Origin of the sequence: Capnocytophaga sp. oral taxon 326 str. F0382, from assembly GCF_000318295.1 — a bacterium.
GTDB classification, from domain to species: Bacteria; Bacteroidota; Bacteroidia; order Flavobacteriales; family Flavobacteriaceae; genus Capnocytophaga; species Capnocytophaga periodontitidis.
This window is the reverse complement of sequence record NZ_KB291407.1, coordinates 47,923-69,930: the sequence shown is the minus strand read 5'-3', so window position 1 is coordinate 69,930 and position 22,008 is coordinate 47,923. Positions and strand designations below refer to the sequence as shown.

Annotated in this window: 16 protein-coding genes; 11 read left to right on the top strand and 5 right to left on the bottom strand. The window is 38.6% G+C overall.

The window, feature by feature from the left end:
- Position 1: 1 nt before the first annotated feature.
- On the bottom strand, positions 2–1,888 hold the full coding sequence (locus tag HMPREF9073_RS07225; RefSeq protein ID WP_009750808.1) for an ABC-F family ATP-binding cassette domain-containing protein: 1,887 nt from the start codon (positions 1,886–1,888) through the stop codon (positions 2–4).
- Between the two features lie 156 nt (positions 1,889–2,044).
- Between HMPREF9073_RS07225 and HMPREF9073_RS07220 the strand changes: the two genes are divergently transcribed.
- The gene (locus HMPREF9073_RS07220; RefSeq protein WP_009750807.1) at positions 2,045–2,911 is read left to right on the top strand and encodes a lysophospholipid acyltransferase family protein; all 867 of its coding nucleotides are present in this window, start codon (positions 2,045–2,047) and stop codon (positions 2,909–2,911) included.
- A gap of 69 nt (positions 2,912–2,980) precedes the next feature.
- On the opposite strand, the gene HMPREF9073_RS07215 is transcribed toward HMPREF9073_RS07220, so the two are convergent.
- A complete protein-coding gene (locus HMPREF9073_RS07215; RefSeq protein WP_009750806.1) occupies positions 2,981–5,404 on the bottom strand; it encodes a tetratricopeptide repeat protein in 2,424 nt (807 codons plus the stop codon).
- Between the two features lie 82 nt (positions 5,405–5,486).
- Positions 5,487–6,272: a DUF3108 domain-containing protein gene (locus HMPREF9073_RS07210; RefSeq protein ID WP_034555623.1), complete on the bottom strand. Its 786-nt coding sequence runs from the start codon at positions 6,270–6,272 to the stop codon at positions 5,487–5,489.
- A 208-nt stretch (positions 6,273–6,480) separates the two neighbouring features.
- On the opposite strand from HMPREF9073_RS07210, the gene HMPREF9073_RS07205 reads away from it, so the two are divergent.
- From HMPREF9073_RS07205 to nhaD, 10 genes are all read left to right on the top strand, one after another.
- Entirely contained in the window at positions 6,481–8,742 is a 2,262-nt protein-coding gene (locus tag HMPREF9073_RS07205) for a GH92 family glycosyl hydrolase (RefSeq protein ID WP_009750804.1), read from the top strand.
- A gap of 114 nt (positions 8,743–8,856) precedes the next feature.
- Entirely contained in the window at positions 8,857–10,104 is a 1,248-nt protein-coding gene (locus HMPREF9073_RS07200) for an efflux RND transporter periplasmic adaptor subunit (RefSeq protein WP_009750803.1), read from the top strand.
- Between the two features lie 18 nt (positions 10,105–10,122).
- The gene (locus HMPREF9073_RS07195) at positions 10,123–11,778 is read left to right on the top strand and encodes a DUF4836 family protein (RefSeq protein WP_009750802.1); all 1,656 of its coding nucleotides are present in this window, start codon (positions 10,123–10,125) and stop codon (positions 11,776–11,778) included.
- A complete protein-coding gene (locus HMPREF9073_RS07190) occupies positions 11,768–12,412 on the top strand; it encodes an ATP-binding cassette domain-containing protein (protein ID WP_009750801.1) in 645 nt (214 codons plus the stop codon). The genes HMPREF9073_RS07195 and HMPREF9073_RS07190 overlap by 11 nt, the downstream gene beginning before the upstream one ends.
- A 54-nt stretch (positions 12,413–12,466) precedes the next feature.
- A complete protein-coding gene (locus HMPREF9073_RS07185) occupies positions 12,467–13,651 on the top strand; it encodes an FtsX-like permease family protein (RefSeq protein WP_009750800.1) in 1,185 nt (394 codons plus the stop codon).
- A gap of 682 nt (positions 13,652–14,333) precedes the next feature.
- A complete protein-coding gene (locus HMPREF9073_RS07180) occupies positions 14,334–15,734 on the top strand; it encodes a sigma-54 dependent transcriptional regulator (RefSeq protein WP_009750799.1) in 1,401 nt (466 codons plus the stop codon).
- Between the two features lie 76 nt (positions 15,735–15,810).
- Positions 15,811–15,990 carry a hypothetical protein gene (locus HMPREF9073_RS07175; protein ID WP_009750798.1) on the top strand — a complete coding sequence of 60 codons (180 nt, stop codon included), beginning with the start codon at positions 15,811–15,813 and terminating at the stop codon, positions 15,988–15,990.
- Between the two features lie 2 nt (positions 15,991–15,992).
- Entirely contained in the window at positions 15,993–16,457 is a 465-nt protein-coding gene (locus HMPREF9073_RS07170; protein ID WP_034555592.1) for a hypothetical protein, read from the top strand.
- Positions 16,454–19,366, top strand: coding sequence for a glycoside hydrolase family 3 N-terminal domain-containing protein (locus HMPREF9073_RS07165; RefSeq protein ID WP_009750796.1), 2,913 nt, complete (start codon positions 16,454–16,456; stop codon positions 19,364–19,366). Before HMPREF9073_RS07170 ends, HMPREF9073_RS07165 begins: the two co-directional genes overlap by 4 nt.
- Positions 19,367–19,450: 84 nt before the next feature.
- Positions 19,451–20,776: a sodium:proton antiporter NhaD gene (gene nhaD, locus HMPREF9073_RS07160; RefSeq protein ID WP_009750795.1), complete on the top strand. Its 1,326-nt coding sequence runs from the start codon at positions 19,451–19,453 to the stop codon at positions 20,774–20,776.
- Between the two features lie 54 nt (positions 20,777–20,830).
- Here the strand turns inward: nhaD and HMPREF9073_RS07155 are convergent, their stop codons facing one another.
- Together HMPREF9073_RS07155 and HMPREF9073_RS16280 are read right to left on the bottom strand one after the other, a co-directional pair.
- Positions 20,831–21,763 carry a peptidylprolyl isomerase gene (locus tag HMPREF9073_RS07155; protein ID WP_009750794.1) on the bottom strand — a complete coding sequence of 311 codons (933 nt, stop codon included), beginning with the start codon at positions 21,761–21,763 and terminating at the stop codon, positions 20,831–20,833.
- Positions 21,764–21,782: 19 nt separating this feature from the next.
- The coding region (locus tag HMPREF9073_RS16280) for an aminotransferase class III-fold pyridoxal phosphate-dependent enzyme (RefSeq protein WP_009750793.1) at positions 21,783–22,008 on the bottom strand (226 nt) is incomplete at its 5' end.

Below are 22,008 nucleotides of genomic sequence, written 5' to 3'. Positions count from 1 at the left end.
ATTAACTCATTAAAGATTCCCATTCGGTCATTAAATCCTCCAATTGTTGTTTTTTCTGTTCGTACTGTTTGTAGAATGCATCGGTTTGTAGGCCTTGCCCCATTTGCTCGTTCATCGCTTTGAGTTCCTGTTCGAGGTCGGTGATGTTGCGTTCTATTTTATTGAGTTTGTTTTGAGCTGCTTTCTGTTGTTTTTGTTCTTCGAAAGAGAGTTTTTCGGGAGTTTGAGCAGCTTTAGCAGTAGTAGTAGTTTCTTTAGGTTGTTCTATTTCGCGGAAATTAGCGACAGCACGTTGCTCTAAATAGAAATCGATGTCGCCCAAATATTCTTTGAGGTGTTGGTTTTTAAATTCGTATACTTTATCGGTGAGTCCTTGCAAGAAATCACGGTCGTGCGACACGATGATGAGCGTTCCTTCGAATTGCTGAAGTGCTTTTTTGAGTACATTTTTGCTCTTGATATCCAAGTGGTTCGTAGGCTCGTCCATTACCAAGACATTGAAATCTGACAGCAACATTTTAGCCAATGCCAAGCGGTTGCGTTCGCCTCCTGAAAGCACTTTCACTTTCTTATCTACTTCATCACCACGGAAGAGGAAAGAGCCGAGTATGTCGCGGATTTTCATACGATTGCTATCGTTAGCAGCGTTGAACATCGTATCGAGTACGGTAAGTTCACCATCCAAATAGTCGGCTTGATTTTGGGCAAAATATCCCAATTGCACATTGTGACCTAACTTGATAGTTCCATCGTACGGAATTTCGCTTACAATCATCTTAGCGAGGGTAGTTTTTCCTTGTCCGTTTTGTCCTACAAAGGCCACTTTACTGCCGCGTTCTACGAGTAAACTCACGTGGCTAAGCACTTGTTTTTCACCGTAGTTTTTAGATACATCGTCTATTTCGAGCACCACTTTTCCTGGAGTTACCGATACAGGAAAACGCACATTCATCACAGCATTATCTTCCTCATCTACCTCTATGCGCTCTATCTTGTCGAGTTTTTTCATCAGCGATTGCGCCATAGAAGCCTTAGTAGCTTTTGCACGGAATTTTTCAATCAGCTTTTCGGTTTGCTGAATTTTCTTTTCTTGGTTTTTTTGTGAAGCGAGTTGTTGCTCACGTATTTCTTGGCGCAATGCCAAAAATTGAGTGTAGGGTTTAGGGTAATCGTATATTTTGCCTACTGAAATCTCGATAGTGCGATTGGTAACATTATCTAAAAACATCCTATCGTGAGAGACGATTACCACTGCCCCACTATAAGTAGTAAGAAATTGTTCTAACCATATAATCGACTCGATATCCAAGTGGTTTGTAGGCTCGTCCAGCAACAATACATCGTTGTTTTGCAAGAGCAGTTTTGCTAACTCTATGCGCATACGCCAACCTCCTGAAAAGCTATCGGTGAGTTTATCAAAATCACTACGCTGGAAACCAAGACCTTGTAATACTTTTTCGGTTTCACCTTGGTACTGATAGCCCCCGATGAGATCGAAACGATGTGTATAATCGCTTAGCTTATCGAGCAAATCGTGGTATTCTTGACTCTCGTAATCGGTGCGAGTTTCTATTTGATGATGGATATCGTCTAACTGGCGTTCTAATGCTTTTATTTCGGTAAATGCCTGATAGGCTTCTTCTAAGATAGTGCGCCCTTTTACAAAATCGATATCCTGTTTAAGGAAACCGATGCGCACATCTTTATCGGTAGCAATTCCTCCAGTATCGGGTTTCAGTTCGCGTGAAAGCAGTTTGAGCATTGTAGATTTACCTGCTCCATTCTTACCGATAAGCCCCACTCGGTCGCCTGCATTGAGCATAAAAGCGACATCCTCGAAGAGGTATTCACCTTGAAAAGAAACAGATAGATTGTGAACATTCAGCATAGAGAATAATTAGCAATTGATAATTGACAATTGACTACTGACAATTAATAATTTAAAAACGGGGGCAAAAGTACGAATAATTTGTGAATTAGCAAATTAGCAAATTGGCTATTTGACAAATTATTTTTACCTTTGCGGCTTGAAACTGAACCTCTAATGAATTTATTTATTTATATTATTGCCTTCCCACTTATTTGGCTACTCTCGCGAATGCCTTTCTGGATGCTCTATGGCATATCGGATTTTTTATATTTTATACTATATACTCTATTGAAATACAGAGTAAAAGTGGTACGCAAAAACTTGCATACAGCCTTCCCTTTTAAAACTGAAACTGAACTTTTAGATATCGAACGCAAATTCTACCACCACTTTTGTGATACTCTTTTAGAAATGGTAAAATCGTACGGAATGAGTGAAAAAGAAATGAAAAAACGTATGGTTTTTCCTAACTTGGAAGTTTTGAAGAAATACGAAAATGAGGAACGCAACATCTTGTTTATGTGCAGTCATTACGCAAGTTACGAATGGTTACTTTCATTGGCTTACTTCCTTAAACACAAATCGTACGCTCTCTATACCCCGCTAAGCAACCCTTATTTTGACAAACTTTTACAGAAAATACGCACTAAACATCACAGCTTTTTGCTACCGCGCTACACTGCTCACCGCGAGATGAAAAAACACAAAGATGCTCACGATGTATATTGTTATGGATTTGCTTCCGACCAGATTCCAAACAACAAAAAGAACTATTTACGTCCGTTTTTAGGTTTGAATGTACCTGTTTTCACTGGGGCAGAACGCTTAGGTAAGGCTTTGAATACGGTGATTGTATTTGCTAAAATAGAAAAACTAAAACGCGGGTATTACCAAACAACTTTTGAAGTTTTAGCTGAAGTACCTAACGATTACGTCGATTTTCAAATCACAGATATGTTCTTTGAACGTGTAACCCGACAAATTTATGACCGTCCTGAGTTCTACTTATGGACACACAATAGATTTAAAAGGATGAGGTAAGACAAGATGCAAATAATAAAAAAGCTGTCCAGAGTTGGACAGCTTTTTTATTTGTAGTGTTGTGAATATTTATTTTTTAGCCACTGCAACTTTTAGCATATCGCAGGCTTGTTTTTCACCACTATCACAGGCTTGATCAAACCAATCGATAGCACGAGTATCGGATTGCTGGATACCTTCGCCGTGATAATAGCAATTACCCAAGCGGAATTGTGCAGGTGCATAACCTTGACGAGCTGCGCGTTTATAATAGTCGGCGGCTTTTTCGTTAGAGCGTTCTAAACCACTACCATTGTAATAACAATTTCCTAATTTGTATTGCCCTTCAGCATATTCGCGGTGAGCAGCTTTTTGGTATTGAGTTACCGCCTGACCGAAATCTTGTTTGCTTTCGTAGTAGGCACCGAGTTCGGTGAGTGCCGCTACATTGTTTTGTTCGGCAGCTTTAGAGAGCCAAAGTACCCCTTTGTGTTCATTGAGGCGTTTCATAGGTGTTTTAGGTGCAGGAGCATTGTGTGTTACTTTACGGTTGTTCACTGCTGGCGTCTTAACAGGAGTATTTTCTGTTATTGTAGGGCGTGCAGAAGGGCGCACTCTGGTACGTGTTGTAGGTGTAGCAGTTGTAGTTGACGCAGCTGTAGTTACTGTAGTAGTTTTACCTTTAGCAGGAGCGGGAGTCTTAGGCGCAGGGGCTGGTTTTTCTTTAGGTGCAGGAGCTACATCAGGAACAAAAGTCATATAGTATTTACCTAAGTTAGATTGTGTTTCGGCATCGCCTTTTTTAGCAACACGTTCGCTCCAATAGACTGCTTTTTCTTCGTCTTTTTGAGGATTTTTTGCCTCGAAATAGTATTCAATCAAGCGTTTTTGCGCTTGGGTGTTATCTTGTTGTTTAGCAAGTCTTTCATATAAAGGGAAAGCCTTATCGTTTTGTTTTTTCACTCCTTTACCATAGAAATATCCATCGGCAACGGTAAGGATTACATCAGGATTTTCTTTAGGATCGTTTGCTTCTACTTTTTTGAGTAACCAATCAAAAGCTCCTTTATGAGACAAATCGGCAGCTTTCATCGCCCATTTAGCAGCTTCATGTGGTGATTTTTTTACACCTTTACCATCAGCATAGCATTGAGAGAGGGTGAAAAGCACATCGGCATAAGCATCAGCTTGCCCTTGATAGAAATAGTCTAACATTTGATTTTCAGGAGTAGGAGTAAGTTTTGCAGCTTTATTGTAGTACTCAAAAGCACGAGTGTAAGATTGATTTGTATATTTCCCTGTGAAATTCAAATCACCTAATTTTTTAAGTGCGAGTAGGTGGTTTTGAGCGGCTGCTTTTTCGAGATATTCAAAGGCTTTTTTCACATCTTGTTGTGGTTCTTCAAGCAAGAGAGCTCCTAAATTGTATTGGGCTGCCACATCGCCTGCATCAGCAGCTTTTCGGAAGAGTTCTACTGCTTGAGCTACTGATTGCCGTGTGCCATTGCCTGTAGCATAACATACAGCTAAGTTGTTTTCGGTTATAGGAGAAGGGTTGGCATTCACCGCTTTGAGAATCCAGTTGAAAGCATCGCGTTGAGAAGCAGTTCCTCCAATACCATTATAGAGGCATACTGCTAATTGTCGTTGAGCATCTACATTGCCTTTATTAGCTGCTTGAGTGTAGTAATCGAGTGCTTTTTTAGGGAATTTACCTATAAGTGGACTATTGCCATAGAAGTAGAAATTAGCCAAGTGATAGAGTGCTGTAGCATTGCCTTTGGCTGCTGCCTTCTCAAACCATTCTATCGCTTTACTTTCAGATTGTTCTACCCCTTTGCCATTGAGGTAAGACTCACCTATCATTGCTTGTGCCTCAGTATCACCTTTTTCAGCTACTTGCATCAAGCGTTGTATCGCTTCGGGGTTAGAAGGGTTGATTTCGTACACCCAAGTAGCGAGGAGAAGTTCAGCTTCTTTATTTCCTTTTTTAGCAGCTTTGTCAGCCCAAAATTTAGCTTTGTTCACATCTTTAGTCACACCATCACCCGCATAATACGCTTTAGCAAGGTCGAGCAAAGTTTCAGCTTTTTCTTTATCGGCATTCTTTTCAATCCAAGCGTAGTACTTTTCGGTAGACTGAGGAACACCGCGACCATCGCGATAACAAAGTGCGAGTTCTTGCTCGGCTTTTTGGTTGCCATTTTCGGCTGCTTTAGCGAGCCATTCAGTACCTTTTTCTTCAGATTTAGGCATTCCTTTACCATCGAGATGGAGGTGGGCAAGCTGGTATTGCGCTTGTGCATCGCCTGTTTCGGCTACTTTTTCAAGCCATAAGGCAGCATCTTGAAAAGAGCGTTTTACCCCTTTGCCTTTCAGATAAGCTTCGGCTAATTCCGACTGGGCTTTCACATCGCCTTTCTCGGCGAGTTTCATCAGTTTTTTCACACTTGTATCTTGCCCATACGCTAAAGAGGCAAGAAAAACAGAGACTGCTAAAAACAAGTTTTTCATAGTATAATTTGTTTATTTTTGAGATTATATTGTTTGAGGGCACAAATATACGTAAAAAAAATAAACTATCTATACAATGCACTTATTTTTTTTTCAAATCAGTTTCATTTTTGAGATTGTTAAACCCGTCGAGTTCAGCTACTAATGAGCCTACACGTAAGGCGGCACGCAGTTTTACGGGCACTTTGTTCTTGTCGTCAGTAATCCACATTGTGATACTTTCTTCTTCTTTAAACACGCGACCATCTTGCACTAAAGGGCAGAATTTAAGCGTATTTACAGTACCAAAATGCGTTTTTACTTTCTCACGACCGAGGAGTTTGAGTTTGAATTTATACACTTCATCGTCATCGAAAATCATATCTAAAGAGATTTGTCCCCCCACTTTCATATTTTCGATATCGGGGTGATGGCGAAGAGCGTAGAAAGCCGAAATCACATCGTGAAGCCCTGGTTGGAAGGAAATTTCGGTATCTTTACCATTTTCCATATTGTGGATTTTCACTTTGTTATCGGTATGATTGAAGTACATTTTTAAATATTTAGTATAGCCACCTTCGTAGATATTACGGATAAAAAGACGTGGTTTGCCATCGGTGATGCCAAAATAACTCTCATAAGTATCATCTACCTTAAAAAATACACGTGCTAAACCTGTAGTCGCCCCTTTTCCGGTAGCGTGATACACTTTTTCACCTCCATACATCTCTTCTTTGACCGACATTGTAGCGATACTCGCATTAAAAACACCATATTTTACTTTAAAACGCAACCATTCGCCTCCTTTAAAAGGCAAATCTGAAGTTTGTGCCGACAATGGTGCCAGCAAACAAGAGAAAAGAGCAATGAATAAAGATTTGTTTTTCATAAGTTTCTTTTTAGTACCCTGACCTTCAAAAATGAAGCCTTTGTTTAACATTTTGTGATGTATAATCAGGGGTTTAGATTCAATTTTGAGAAAGTTAGCAATTAATGTGCCAGTTTTACACAAGAGATAATATTGAGATTAAGTAAGTTATAAAACTTGTTTATTCAATTTTTATTATTACCTTTGCCTTCAAATAAAAAACAGCTTTATGAAACAATTATTTTTAACCATTTTTTTAGGGAGTTTGTTTGCTTGTTCCTCTCCTACTTCAGAAAACAAACAACCTCAACAACAAGACGATACCCCTATTATACCCGAAACTTCTTATACTCAGTATGTAAACCCTCTGATGGGTACCGATTCCAAGTTTAGTCTTTCTAATGGTAATACTTATCCCGCAATAGCTGTGCCTTGGGGTATGCACTTTTGGACACCTCAAACAAACAAAATGGGCGATGGCTGGGTATATCAATATCACGCTGATAAACTTGTAGGTTTTAAGCAAACTCACCAACCAAGTCCGTGGATTAACGACTATGGAGCTTTTGCATTGATGCCCATAGTTGGTGATTTGAAAATCAAAGAAGAAGAGCGAGCTTCGTGGTTTTCGCACAAAGCTGAAACAGCTCAACCTCACTACTATAAAGTGTACTTAGCTGATTATGATACATCGGTAGAGATTACACCTACTTCACGAGCTGCACAGTTTCGCATTACTTTTCCCGAAAGCGATAAGGCTTATTTGCTTCTCGATGCTTATTTTAAAGGCTCAATGGTACAGGTATTGCCCAAAGAGCGCAAGATTATAGGCTACGCGCGCAACAACAGCGGGGGAGTACCCGAGAACTTTCACAATTACTTTGTGCTTACTTTCGACAAAGATTTTGAGAGCGTACAAACGTGGAGTAACGGTTTTAAACTATCCAAAAACACTGAAAGTAAGGGCGAACATACAGGAGCAGTAATAGGTTTCCACACTAAAAGAGGCGAACAGGTAACTGTAAAAGTAGCATCGTCGTTTATTTCACCTGAACAAGCCTTGTTGAATTTGCAAACAGAATTAGGCAACGACACTTTTGAACAAACCAAACAAAAGGCTCTTGCTCTTTGGGAAACTGAACTAAGCAAAATACAAGTGGAGGACGAAAATATAGACCATTTGCGCACTTTCTACTCTTGTTTGTACCGCACTCTGCTCTTTCCACGCACTTTCTATGAGTACAACAAAACAGGGGAAATGGTGCATTACAGTCCGTATAACGGTAAGGTGGAAAAGGGGTATATGTTCACCGACAACGGTTTTTGGGATACTTTCCGCGCTGTATTTCCACTGTTTAACCTGTTGTATCCCGAAATGAACCAACAGATGATGAAGGGATTAGTAAACGCTTATAAGGAATCAGGCTGGTTACCCGAGTGGGCAAGCCCAGGACATAGGGATTGTATGATAGGCTCTAACTCAGCTTCTATCATTGCCGACGCTTACCTAAAAGGAAATATAGAGGCTGCTGATGCTGAAATTCTTTTAGAAGCGATGTTAAAAAACGCTACCCAAAACGATGGCAGACCTGTGAAATCAGTAGGTCGTGAAGGGGTAGATTACTACAATAGTTTGGGCTATGTACCTTATGATGTGAAGATTAACGAAAATGTAGCCCGCACCCTTGAGTACGCTTATGCCGATTATTGCATTGCGCGTATGGCAGAAAAAATGGGCAAAGCCGATATAGCTAAACAATACTACGAACAGTCCAAACGCTATAAAAATGTATTTGACCCTGAAACTAAGTGGATGCGAGGCAAAAATAAGGACGGCAAGTTCCAGTCACCATTTAATCCACTGAAATGGGGCGATGCGTTTACCGAAGGGAATAGCTTGCACTACACGTGGTCGGTATTTCAGGATTTTGAGGGACTCATACAACTGATGGGGGGCAAAGAGGCTTTTGAGAAAAAGATAGACGAAGTATTTGAAATGCCGCCTTTGTTTGACGATTCGTACTACGGATTTACCATACACGAAATACGCGAAATGCAAATTATGGATATGGGCAACTACGCTCACGGCAACCAGCCTATCCAACATCTTATTTACCTATATAACTACGCTGGCAAACCTCATAAGGCTCAAGCTAAACTGCGTGAGGTAATGGAAAAACTCTACTCCCCTACCCCCGACGGTTATTGCGGCGATGAAGATAACGGACAAACTTCGGCTTGGTATGTGTTCTCAGCTTTAGGTTTTTACCCTGTAACTCCTGCTAATGATACTTATATTTTAGGAAATCCTTTATTCAAAACTGTAACTTTGCAACTACCTGAAGGTAAAAAGTTTTTAATTAAATCTGTAGCTCGCAACAGCACTGATAACTTAGTAGAATACGTTCAGCTCAACGGCAAGAAAATAGAAGGTTTTGAAGTTCCTTTTGAAGCGTTTAGAGAGAATGGAAAAATGACGTTCTTTAGGTAAATCACGATAGACGAATCACGAGGAAAGAACTAAAAATAGTATTACAACTATTTTCCATCATTCGTAATTCGTATTTTTTTATTATCTTTGCCTTTGAAAAACAACTTGATTGTTATGAAAAGAAAAACTATACTCATTATTTTATCCGTTGTCTTGCTTTTAATCGTACTAATTGTCGGAAAAAAAGCAGGCTGGTTTGGTGGTAACAGCGATGTCTTAACTGTTGAAACAGAAAAAATTACCCCTACAACTATTGTCCAAAAAGTATCCGCTACAGGAAAAATACAGCCTGAATTGGAAATCAAACTATCGTCGGAAGTATCAGGCGAAATTATAGAACTCCCTATAAAAGAAGGGCAAATGGTCAAAAAAGGCGATCTTTTGGTGCGTATCAATCCTGATATTTACCAATCAGTAGTAAAACGCAGTGCGGCGAGTTTAGAAACCGTACGTGCGAGCTTACAACAATCAGCCGCAACGCTCAAAGAAGCCGAAGAGAGTTACAAACGCAACAAAGTATTATACGAGAAGGGCGTTATCTCTAAATCCGATTGGGACAAAGCTGTATCAGCCTATGAGGTTGCCAAAGCCTCTCGCGAGTCGGCTCGTTTCAATGTACAAAGCGCGATGGCAAGTGTATCGGAAGCCCAAGATAACCTAAAAAAAACAATTATCTACTCACCTACTGATGGCACTATTTCTAAACTCAGTGTAGAGTTAGGCGAGCGCGTAGTAGGTACGATGCAAATGACGGGGACTGAGATTATGCGCGTGGCAAACCTTCACAATATGGAGGTAGAAGTAGATGTAAATGAGAATGATATCGTGAAGATAAGCGTAGGCGACTCAGTGAATGTAGAAGTCGATGCTTACCTCAAGCGCGTGTTCAAAGGTACCGTTACCAATATTGCGAACACCGCTAACACTACCACCAGTGTAGACCAAGTGACAAACTTCAAAGTAAAAATACATATAGAAGAAACTTCTTACAAAGACCTTTTAGAAGGCAAACCTGCGGGCTATTCTCCTTTCCGCCCAGGAATGACTGCTACTGTTGATATACTCACTAAAACCAAAAAAGATATAGTAGCAGTTCCTATCAGTGCTATTATTGTAAAGAAAAAATCGGAAATCGACCCTAAAACGCCTAAAGAAGACGCTGATAAAAAACAAGAAGCGGTATTCGTGTTCAAAAACGGTAAAGCCGAACTTCGCGCTGTAAATACAGGCATTCAGGATAATGTACATATCGAAATTCTTTCAGGTGTCGCCAAAGACGAAATTATCATCACAGGACCTTATAACGTTGTGAGTAAAAGTTTAAAAAATGGAGATACCGTTCAACTAACAAATAACAAATAACAAATAACAGTTAATACTATGAAAAAGTTTATTTTATTATTAGGTGTATTAGCCTTAGGATTTACTTCCTGTTCTAAGAAAAGTGAGAACTTAAAAGTAATCCCTAAAGATGCTATGGTAGTCGTTTCATTCGACTTGCAATCGCTTTACCAAAAAGCCGATGTAGAGGAATTACAACAACTCAAGAGTTTCCAAAAACTCAAAGAGGAAATCAGCAACGACAACAAGGAAATGGGTAAAATTTTTAATGAAATTCTAAAAGACCCTAAGTCTTCAGGAGTTGACTTTAAAAAGAACGCTTTCTTTTTTGTATGCGACAGTAAAAAATACGGAGGTGATAGCCGCAACCCTTATATAGGTGTAACTGCAGTACTAAGCGATGACGCTAAATTTAAAGACTTGCTAAACAGAGTCTCTCAAGCTACAAAACTTCAGTTGGACATCAAAAAAGAAGGTGCTTTAAACATCGTTTATTTTAATGAAGGAGCATCCCTCAGTTGGGACAACAAGAAAATGCTCTTCCTTGTAAACGACAACTATAGTACAAGAGTTGATGTAGTGCTTAAAAAACTATATGAACAAAGTAAATCAGAGCAAATTACTGATATCAAAGGTTTTTCTGATTTCTTAGACGGACAGAAGGATATCAATGTATGGTTGAATTTTGGAGGCTTTATGCAAGACGACAGTATGTTCCTCAATGGAATTGCAGCTTCTTTATACAAAAGTCTCTTCAATATGCAAAAAGACTCTTATTTCTATGGCTTTATAGATTTCGGTAAAGATGATATCAAGCTCACTACTTATAGCATCTACAACCAAGAAACAGCTAAACTCTTAAAAAAATACGACTTGTACGATATCTCGTTTGATAAAGATATCTTGAAAAACTTCCCTGAAAAATTACCTATAGCCATAGGTGGCGCTGTAAATGTGAAAAACTACTACGAGTTCTTAAAAGCTCAATTTGGCAAAGAACTCAATGAGGACGACCTCGTGAAACTGCTCAACACTCAGGGGCTTACTAAAGACAACGTGCTCAACTTCTTTGGTGGTAGCTTTGTGTTAGCTATTGAAGGTTTTGAAAATCAAAAATATATCAGCTATGATTTAGTAGAAGATGAGCAAAGTGAAGATGGTTATGAATACAAAGAAGTAGAAAAAGAAAGAATGTTTCCTGTTTTTGGACTCTCATTCAATATAGGCGATAAAACGCTCCTCGACAAAGGGGTAGCACTTGCTCACTTAGCGTTAGAAAACGGTTATTACAAACTCCCTCTTCAAAAAGACCTCACGCTTTATTTTGCTTATAACAATAAAGCTTTCTACGGCAGTAATTCTCCTAAAGGTGTAGAAGCATTCCTAAAAGGCGGTGTGAGCAACAACGCAGTGAAGTCCGATTTTGGCAAACACGTAAGCAAAGATCTCGCCTATTTCTATATGAGTTTAGAACCTAAGGATTATCCACAAGAGTATGTTGATATAATTAGAGAAAAAAACAGCCGTGAAGGCAGTTTAGCTTTCGATTTATTTACTCAACATTCCACTAACATAGAGTGCAAACGCATCGACAACTCTTCAGCTGAAATTATTTATCACCTTAAAGGGATTGAAAAGAACAGTTTGAATACTTTCTTCAAGTCGATAGACAAAGTAATAAACTATGAAAATTAAGCTACAACATTTAAAACCCACCTATATGTCGGGCGACGAAATACCGTCGTCCGATATATATTTACAGCCAGAAGTAATTTTTGAACAGGGTCAGTGTTACCTCATCAGGGCACAATCGGGGCAAGGCAAAACCTCACTTTTGAATTTCATCTATGGTGCAAGTTTTAGTTACGATGGCAAAATTACTTACAACGAGATGTTTAACAAAAAAGAAGTTCTTCGCTATCGCATTGATAAACTGAGTTATGTATATCAGGATTTAAGGCTCTTCCCTACCCTCACCGCTTTTGAGAATATAATTTTGAAAAACAAACTCACCCACTACAAAACCGAGTCTCAAATAAATAGCCTCATAGAGCGTGTAGGGCTCTCCCACAAACGCGATACTTTGGTACAAACACTTTCTTTAGGGCAACGCCAGCGCATCGCCCTTTTGCGCGCCTTGTGTCAGCCTTTTGAGTTACTGTTATTAGATGAGCCTTTTAGTCATTTAGACGATAGCAACACCGCTATTCTAAGAGAAATTATAGAGGAAGAACTACAAGCCCGCAACGCCAGCCTACTCCTCACATCTTTGGAAGACAACAACTTTTTCCACTATAACAAAAAACTCAATTTAGGTTTTAGAAATTAAATACATTAATTGTTATTCTGTTAATTGCTAATTGTTAATTGTTAATTGTAAAAAATGTTATACAAACTACAAAAAAACACACTTGTTAAATCACAAGTCATAGGTTATACCCTCACACTTTGTATAGGAGTGTGTATACTGCTCACCGTTTGTCAGTTATATTTTGATGTAAAGCCATTATTACAGCATCAAACCGATGTATTTGCAAGTAAATACGCAGTAGTGAGCAAAAATATTTCCATTTTCAAGACTCTTGATAAAGAAGGTATTTACTTCAACAAAAACGAGATGGAAAAACTCAAACAAGAGCCGTTTGTAAAGAGTGTTTCACACTTCACTCCAGCCTCCTTCAAAATAGGTGCTTATACTGATAAAAATGACAATATTCCCCTCTTCTACACCGATCTCTTTTTTGAAAGCATCCCCGATAAATACCTCGATGTTCAACCCGATGATTGGCAATGGACTGAAGGCAGTAGGTTTGTGCCTATTATCATCCCTGAGAGCTATCTAAACCTCTATAACTTTGGCTTTGCCGAAAGCCAAGGGCTACCCGTATTTTCTAAAAATACCATTTCGCAAGTGCGTTTCAATTTAGAAGTGAGCGGCAATGGTAAAAACGACAACTACGCCAGCAGAATTGTAGGATTTTCTAACAAAATCAACTCTATATTAGTACCCCAAAGTTTTTTAGATTGGGCAAATAAAGAGTATGGCAAAACTGAAGTGAGTAACACCAGCCGATTGTTAGTAGAGTTTGAAAACCCCTCCGATGAACGCGTGTTGCAATATTTTAACACTCACAATCTCTCCATTAATAAAGACGAATTAGAACTCAGCAAAATGAGTTTCTTTTTCCATTCTGCCTTGCTCTTTGTAGTAGGCATCGCACTGATTATCATAGTACTATCGGTTGCTTTTATCTTGCTCAGCGTAAATCTAATCATCCAAAAACACAAAGAACAAATTGTAAATCTATATTATATAGGTTACCAACCCCACCAAATCGCGCGATTCTATCAATGGATCATCAGTGTTGTTACTGTGATAGCCGTTGCAGGAGCAATAGCACTCAGTCTATACATACGCAAACTCTATACTGAAAAACTCAACACACTATTTGAGTTCAACAGCGAACAAAGTATACTGTTTATAGCAGCCATCATAATTTTATTAATATTAGGGGTATTATACAACCTTTTAGTACTGCGAAATATCCAAAAAACTGTAAAACTGTAAACAGAAATTACACACATATTACACACTTTAACTGTGTAATTATACGTTTTTCAACAAAGTATCAACATAGTTATTAACAGATTATCAACAGTATATTTCACTGAAATAAAAGCAATTAACGAGTTTATAAACATACTTTTCAAGTTTGGCACGATATTTTCAATAGAAAAGGCGTGAGTGAATAAAAGAAATCACTTATGATGCATACATAATTAAATAATGAATGATTTGTTCATAAGTACAAAAATTGGTTAAAAATTAAATTACTGAGAAAAATTGCTAAAAGAAACATTGTTAGATAAGAATCATTAAAACAAAATTGTGTAAAAAAATTAAATTTCATTTCATTTTACTAAAATCGTTGGGAAACGACATTCATTTAAAGAAACATTGCTAAAATTTTAATTGTTAAACAAAATCATTTATTGAACTATTGTAAAAAATAGTCTTTTAAACTGCCGAAGAGACTTTGCCAGTTTAAAAATACTAACAAATTTGGGAGTTAGTAGTAGTATTTATATTATATGCATTGGAAAAGACTTCCTGAATAGGGAAGTCTTTTTTTTTTGACTAATTACAATTATTTCGGAAAAAGTTTGTACATTTGCACGCTTTTTGTGTATAAAAGAAAAAAAACAACAAAAGCAAATATTAATTTTATATATTTTAAAGACATACGAATATGAAGAATCCTATTCTTTTAGTAGAAGATGATGTAGTATTTTCCAAAATGTTAAGCCGTTTTTTAGAACGCAATGGATATGATGTAATAGGGTGTTATACGTTAGAAGAAGCGGAGAAAAACCTAAACGCATCGCTGAGTATGGTTTTCACCGATTTAAGACTTCCTGATGGTGATGGTATCAATTTCCTAAAATCTGTAAAAGAAAGCTTCCCTAACCTCCCTGTAGTGGTAATGACCAGCTACGCCGAGGTTTCTACTGCGGTAGAAGCAATGAAATTAGGAGCTTTCGATTATATATCTAAACCATTCCAGCAAGAAGATGTACTCAACGTTATCAAAAATGCCCAAAGCAGCACCCGCACCGTACAACAAGACATTGCTGTAGCGAAAAAAAGTACTCCCTCATCAGCTACCGATAATAGCGCCCCTGCCAAGGTGACTAAAGCACCTGAAACCGATGCTAATAATCCTTACATCGAAGGTATTAGCCCTGCCTCTAAACGCTTGAGTAAATTTATCAACTTAGTAGCCCCTACCGATATGTCGGTGCTTATTATGGGTGAAAGTGGTACTGGTAAAGAGGTAGTTGCTAAATCTATCCACCTTAAAAGCGAACGCCGAAACAAACCGTTTATCGCTGTCGATTGTGGCGCTATCCCTAAAGAAATCGCTTCAAGTGAATTCTTCGGTCACGTGAAAGGGTCGTTTACAGGGGCTATTGGCGATAAAAAAGGTCACTTTGAAGAAGCCAATGGCGGTACTATCTTCCTCGACGAGGTAGGTAACCTCAGCTACGAGAACCAAATCCAGCTATTGCGCGCCCTCCAAGAACGCCGTATTAAACCTATCGGTAGCTCTAAAGAAATTGATGTTGATATCCGTGTATTGGCAGCTACCAATGAAGATTTACTCGCTGCTGTAAACAAAGGCGAGTTCCGCGAAGACCTCTATCACCGTTTAAACGAGTTCTCTATAAAAGTACCTTCTCTCAACGAACGCAAAGACGATTTGATGATATTCGCCTCACATTTCTTGGAAAAAGCTAATGAAAAACTTCACAAAAATGTACAAGGATTCACTGAAAAAGCTGTACAAAAAATGCTTCTATACACTTGGAGCGGTAACTTGCGTGAGCTATCAAACACCGTGAAACGCGCTGCCCTACTCACTCAAGGCGATTACATCACCGAAAACGAATTGCCTGAACCTGTGATTGTAGAAACTCGCCATTTCCCTACCGAACGCTTCTCATTCTCTACCAAAGAAAATGAACGTGAGCTTATCATTGGGGCTTTACACGAAACCCATAACAATAAAACAGAAGCAGCTAAATTATTAGGCTTTACACGTAAAACTCTTTACAACAAACTCAAAGCCTACAATATCGATGAATTTTAGATAGATAAGAGGTAAGGGATAAGAAGTAAAACTTACTCTTACCTTTTATTCCTTATTCTTTTAACCTAATAAAAATATGAGAACAGCAAAAAAACAAGTAGTAGTAGTAACACGAAAAACACATAATGCTACTCAAGTAACCATAAAAAATCCAAATCAGAAACTTCTTAGTTTTATAGAAAAATTAGCTGAAAGATCTAAAAAACTAAAAGAAGAAATAATGCAAATGGATTTTAAGGAATACAAAAGAATCTAGTTTTGAACTTGAATATTAACATACCTTTTGAGAGTGAAAAAGGTAATCAGTATGCTTTAGTGTTTTCTGTTTATGAACCTCTTTCTGATATTTCTATCCCAGTAGTTGAGGTAAGTTTAGCTTTGAAAAAGCAAGTAACTTCCACTAACTCACTGAAAGTTTTCAATTATATCATCAAAGAAATAGAAGAATATCTTTCAAAAAGAGAGGTCATTTTATACTATTATTGTGATAACGCAGAAATATATTACAGAAATAGTAAGAAACGATTTTTATCTCCCCAACATTTTAGAAGTGAGCTCTTTTATACACTTTTTATCAAAGCTAATCCTAAAGATTTATTGATAAAAACTTCTGAAATCATCAATGAGACAGTAGGAAATCACTATATTAATTTTATTTATAAACCCAAACATCAACATTATATTGATATTCTTAGCAAAGAAATAGAAGAATACCAAAAATGAAAAAAACTTATATTTTTATATCTTTATTTATTGTATCTTTCTTTACTTCAGTAGCTCAATCACCGCTGCGCTCTCCCGATGCTCAAGCCCAAGAAAAATGGGTAAACGATACTTACAACCAGATGTCTCTCGACGAAAAAATAGGGCAACTCTTTATGGTATCAGTCTACTCAAGCCATATAGGTACCAAAAGGGCTGAAGAAATTAAAGACTTCATCAAAAAATACTACATCGGTGGGATTATCTTCTCTAAAGGTGGCCCTAAACGTCAGGCTAAACTCACCAATGAGTACCAATCTCTCTCTAAAATACCTCTTTTTATGGCAATGGATGCCGAGTGGGGACTTGCTATGCGCCTCGACTCTACCTATGCCTATCCGTGGAATATGACCCTCGGAGCTATTAAAAACAATGCACTTATTGAGCGTACGGGCAAACGCATCGGGATGCACTGCAAACAATTAGGTATGCAGTTCAATTTCTCACCCGATATTGATATCAACACTAACCCCGACAACCCTATTATCGGTAACCGCTCTTTTGGCGAAGATAAACTAAACGTCGCCGAAAAAGGACTCGCTTTTACCCGCGGAATGCAATCAGTGGGGGTATTGGGCAGCGCCAAACATTTCCCTGGTCACGGCGATACTTCTAAAGATTCTCACAAAACCCTTCCTACCATTTCATTTACCAACACTCGATTGGATGAAGTAGAACTCTATCCATTTAAGGCTCTGGCCAAAGAAGTTGCCAGCGTGATGATAGGACATCTAAACGTACCTGCCTTAGAACCTAAAGCGGGGTTACCTTCATCACTTTCTTCAGTTATCATTACCGATTTGCTCAAAAAGAAAATGGGTTATGAAGGCTTGATTTTCACCGATGCGCTGGGTATGAAAGGTGTATCGGAATATCTGCCTGTAGGCGAAGTGGAAGTGGAAGCCTTCTTGGCTGGAAACGACATTTTGCTAATGCCTGCTAATGTAGCCAAAGGTTTTGAAGCTATGAAAAAAGCCTACCAAAACAAACGCATCAGTGAGGAACGTTTGGCTCACTCAGTAAAAAAAATACTGATGGCTAAATACAAAGTAGGACTCACTACTTTCACCCCCTTAGACGAAACAAAAATCACTGAAGGCTTGCACACCCTCGAAGATGATTTGCTCACCGAAGAACTCTTTGAAAACGCTCTTACAATAGGGCAAAACAAGGAAAATATACTCCCTTTAAAAGACCTCGATAAACGCAAAATTGCTTACGTGAAATTTGGCAACGACAGCGGTTGGACATTCTATTCTTCTTTGCGCAAATACGCTGAAGTTACTCTTATAGAACCTCAAAACGAAACTCAACTCTACAACGCAATAGAGAATTTCGATACGATTATCATCGGTTTGCACAAACCCGACAAAACTCCTTGGGACGATTATAAATTCAGTGACAATGAACTGAAATGGTTAGAGCATATCGCCAAAAAGAAGAAAGTGATATTAACTATTTTCACCCGTCCGTATGCAATGTTCAATGTAAAGAATATTGCACATATCAAGGCAATCGTATTTGCTTACCAAAACCACAAAGTAGCTCAAGAAAAAGCGGCTCAGCTCATCTTTGGCGCCATTGAAGGCAAAGGTGTATTGCCCGTAACCGCTCACCCCAATTTGCCTGTAGGTACTTCCATCAGCACTCAAAAAATAGGGCGATTGGCTTTTGGATTACCCGAAAGTGTAGGGCTCAATTCGGCTAAACTTAAAGAAATTGATAGTATTGCCTTAGATGCTATCAACCAAAAAATGACTCCTGGTATCCAAATATTAGTCGCTAAAAAGGGCAAAACAGTATACCGAAAAAACTTTGGTACTTTGGATTACAACCCTGCTAATAAGGTTACCGATAACACTATTTACGACCTTGCTTCACTCACCAAAATATTGGCAACCCTCCCCGAACTGATGCGTCTATACACCAAAGGTGATTTCAAACCTGTAGATACCTTTGAAGACTTGCTGCCTAAACTCAAGCACACTAACAAAGCTGAAATGACGATGAAAGATGTGCTCTCTCATTACGCACAATTTCAAGCTTGGATTCCTTTTTTTAAAAGAACCTTAGACTCTGTACAAAAACCGAGTACAGCGTTTTACAGCACTGTGAAAAGCGATGAATTCCCCACCGAAGTAGCCAAAGATATGTACCTCATAGAAGGATATACCGATACGATTTACAAACGTATAGACGAGAGTGAGCTCATCAAAGATAAAAAGTACTTATACAGTGATTTACCATATTACTACTTCAAAAAATTTATAGAAAAGAAAGAAAAAAAGCCTTTACAAGAGTTGGTACAAAAACACTTTTACAGAGGTTTAGGAGCTTACCAACTCACCTACTTGCCTCTACATAAGTTTTCCCCTGTAAATATCGCTCCTTCTGAAGATGAAAAAGGCTTTCGCAACCAAGTGCTTCGCGGTTATGTACACGACCAAGGTGCGGCTATGCTGGGAGGAGTAGGCGGACACGCAGGGCTTTTTGGTTCTGCCGATGATGTAGCCAAAGTGATGCAAATGTATCTCCAAAAAGGTTATTATGGAGGCACCTGGTTTCTGCAACCTCAAGCCGTCGCTCTTTTCAATACTTGCAACTACTGCAACGAAGGCAACCGTCGTGGTTTAGGTTTCGACAAGCCTCAATTAGGCCGCTCAGGACCAACTTGTGGTTGTGTACCTATGAACAGCTTTGGGCATACAGGCTTTACGGGCACTTTTGCTTGGGCTGACCCAACAAATGAAATTGTAATCGTTTTTCTCTCTAACCGCACCTACCCCTCTTCAAATAATAAACTACTGATTAACAAATTAGTGCGACAAAAAATACAAAGTGTAGTATATCAAGCTATCACTTCACAATAAAAATTAAACAAAAAGATTTGGCGTATAATAGAAAGATTTAGTATATTTGCGCCACATTAATCTTTTTTAAATAAAATTTATTGTATGGAACCTTGGATTATTGCCATTTTCATTATTGGCTATCTTTGTATTACTACAGAACACCAAATAAAGGTGGACAAAACTATTTCGGCTTTAGCTATGGCTGTTATTTGTTGGACGCTCTTAAAAGTTTCTAACATTGATGTAATGGAAGTATCAAATGGTATATTAGTACCCTCTGACCCTGCCGACAACGCTACCGCTATCGACAAAGCTTTACAACATCACTTAGCTGAAACAGCTGAGATTCTCTTCTTCTTAATCGGTGCAATGACCATTGTAGAAATTATTGATATGCACCGAGGGTTTGAAATCATCAAACGATTGATTCGTACCCAAAGTAAGGTAAAACTTCTATGGATTATAGGAATTATCGGTTTCTTCCTCTCTGCAATTATCGATAACCTAACTACTACTATTATCCTCATTACTATTCTGCGCAAGCTCATCCCAGACCAAAAAGAACGTATATGGTACGCTTCTCTGATTGTAATTGCTGCCAATGCAGGAGGTGCTTGGTCACCTATCGGCGACGTAACTACTACAATGCTTTGGGTGAAAGGCAAAGTAACTGCTGCTAAATTAGTAGAGTACGTATTAATCCCTGCTATTGTATGTTTGGTAGTACCTTTGCTCATTGCATCATTTTTACCTGTATTCAAAGGAAAAATCGATACTTCTAACAGTGAGAAAGGCGTTACTTACAAAAGCAGTATGCCCGTGCTCTCTATAGGATTTATCGCTATTATTTTTGTTCCTATTTTCAAATCAATCACTCATTTGCCTCCTTATATAGGAATGCTCTTTGCTTTGGCTACAATGTGGTTTATTTCTGAAAAATTGAAACCTATCAGCGAACTTTCGTTTACTGATAAGGATAAATTCAGTATTCACCGTGCGATGAGTCGTATTGAATTTTCAAGTATTTTGTTCTTCTTAGGTATTTTATTGGCAGTAGCTTCATTGCAAACTATTGGTACACTTTTCAATTTTGCGCAAACACTCAACGAAACTATCCCAAGCAAAAACGTAGTAATCTTGCTCTTAGGTTTTGCTTCGGCTATTATAGACAACGTACCATTGGTAGCAGCCAGTATGGGTATGTTCCAAGAAGGTATAGACAACGGTATTTGGCACTTCATCGCTTATGCAGCGGGTACAGGTGGTAGCTTGCTTATCATCGGATCGGCGGCCGGAGTTGTAGCTATGGGTATGGAGAAGATTAATTTCTTCTGGTACGTAAAAAATATCTTATGGATAGCCCTCTTAGGATTTATTTTAGGATACCTCACTTTGGTAAGTTTTGAAGCGCTACACTTCTTTGGATAGATAATAAGTAACAGATAAAATAATAAAGCCAGCTTAAAAGCTGGCTTTATTATTTTATCCTACTGAAACTAATTCAACATCAAAGATGAGAGGCGCATTGGGAGGAATAACACCGCCAGCACCTCGGCTGCCATAAGCGAGCTCTGAAGGGATAACCAAGCGGGCTTTATCACCTTCGCTGAGGAGCAAAATACCTTCGTCCCAGCCTTGTATTACTTGACCTACCCCTACGGTAAATTGCAAAGGTTCTCTACGGCGATGAGAGCTATCGAACACAGTTTTATCTAACAACATACCGGTATAGTGCACCGCTACTTTTTGTCCGGCTACTGCTTTTTTGCCATTGCCATTGTGGGTGATTTGGTAGTACAAACCGCTGTCGGTTTTATCAAAACCTACTACTTCTTTAGCTAAGGCTTCTTCAGCTTTGCGTTTTTCTTCGGCTAAACGAGCTGCTTTTGCTGCTTTGAAATCTTCAAAAGCCTTGAGAGCGTCCCATTTTTCAGCCTCTGCTCCTACTCTTAAAATTTCAATTTTTTCAATTTTATCACCTTGTGCAATCGCATCTACCACTTCTTGACCTTCTACTACTTCACCAAAAACAGTGTGTTTATTGTCCAACCAAGGTGTTGCCAAATGCGTAATAAAAAACTGACTTCCATTAGTGCCGGGACCTGCATTTGCCATAGAAATGACCCCTGCTTTGTTGTGTTTAAGTTCGGGGTGGAACTCATCGTCGAAACGATAACCAGGGTCACCAGTGCCTGTGCCTAACGGGCAACCGCCTTGTATCATAAAATTAGGAATCACACGGTGAAAGGTGAGTCCGTTGTAATAAGGAGTGCCTAATGGTTTTTGTGAATTTTTCATTTTTCCTTCGGCAAGAGCTACAAAGTTACCTACCGTAGCAGGAGTTTTGTCGTAAGTAAGACGCAGTAAAATAACGCCTTTATTAGTAGTTATTTTAGCATAAATTCCGTTTTCCATTTTTGTTTATTTTTAATTGTTAATTGAATTGGTTTAGCGCTTCAATAATGATATCGCAACCTTCTTTAATTTCTTCATCGGTGAGGGTAAGTGGAGGCGAAAGTCGTACGGCACGGTGTTCAAACAAAAGCCAATAGACTATCAATCCTTTATCCTGACAGTAATTCACCACAAAATCGGCAATTTCGGCAGTTTTCACGATAACAGCGAGCATTAAACCGCGACCATTGATACTTTCGATAAGT